This is a genomic window from Nostoc sp. CCY 9925, assembly GCF_963920935.1.
Taxonomy (GTDB): domain Bacteria; phylum Cyanobacteriota; class Cyanobacteriia; order Cyanobacteriales; family Nostocaceae; genus Nostoc.
Genome location: NZ_CAWUDO010000281.1, coordinates 1 through 1151, shown reverse-complemented (window position 1 = coordinate 1151; position 1151 = coordinate 1). Strand labels below are relative to the sequence as shown.

General features: G+C 34.1%; 1 protein-coding gene. It reads right to left on the bottom strand.

Features of this window, described 5'->3' with window-relative positions:
• Positions 1-1078, bottom strand: a 1078-nt coding sequence (locus ACM0OY_RS40400; protein ID WP_414574299.1) for an IS701 family transposase, incomplete at its 3' end; no start/stop codon positions are given.
• Between the last annotated feature and the right edge of the window lie 73 nt (positions 1079-1151).

Genomic DNA, 1151 nt, shown 5'->3' with positions numbered 1-1151 from the left:
TGAAGCCTAACAAGACTGGAGAATTTACACTAATCATTGTATAAACACTAAAAATAATCTCCCACCATCTCTCAATATGTTGGAAATTAGTGAAGCGGTAATCTGTCCAACCCAATTCTTGTTTACACTGTCGAAAACCATATTCTACCCATGTCCTTAATCCATAGAGGTCGCCTAAAGTTTTCTTCAAATTCCCTTGCAGATTTGTCATCACGAAGGAGGTAGAATTTTCCGGCATGATTTCTGGGTCAGTAGTTATTTTCCAGTAAGTTATAGCTCTTTTTTTACCATAAATTATTTCTCTAATGTATCTAGTCTCTGATTTTTGATTGCTAAATGTTCTCTCAAATTTACACCACTTATTCGCTCTAACGCTTTGCCCTGAAGGCAACCAGACTCCATGATTAGTTCTAATTGAAACCACATAGCCTAAGTTATATTCATCCAATTTTCTAATAAATTGGCTACTTTCACCATATAAACTATCAGCCAATACCAATTCAATATTGAAGCCTGATTCCATTAACTCTGTAATTATCTCTGATGCTAACTCTATTTGAGTTTTATATTTATCTGACTCCTTTAGTGTTCCTTTTGGTTTAAATATTTTGAAGCTTAATGGAAAAGTTATATTAGCGTAAACTCCATAGGCGTTAACTGAAACTATCCCATTATCTACTTTTCCCACGCTTCCTAAATATTGTCTAGCTACATAATCTGTCTTTTTACCTTTTTTTCTGTCTCCTGTTTCATCTATTACTACCGTAATTGCCCGTTCATTTAATGCTCTTTTTATTTTCTTTAATCTTCGGCTCTTCAACTCATTTACTGACCAATCAGAATTGGCTATAAAATGATGTAATGATTGGGCTGAGTTTATACTTACTACTTTCGCTATCTCTGGTAATGATTTTCTTTTGATTGTAGAAATTATTCCTAAGTGTAAATATTTAAAACATTCATAATTTCTTACTTCTTTGAACAGGTCTTTGTACTCTGCACAATATTCATCTACGATCGCAACTGTTGGGTGGGCATCTCTTGCCAAATGTTTCAGGATTTGTAATTCTACATCCATTGCCCTGCTTAGTTTCCAGAGTTTTTTCTTTTAGTCCTTTTATTCAGAATACCCGGAAAGTGACACAAGAGGG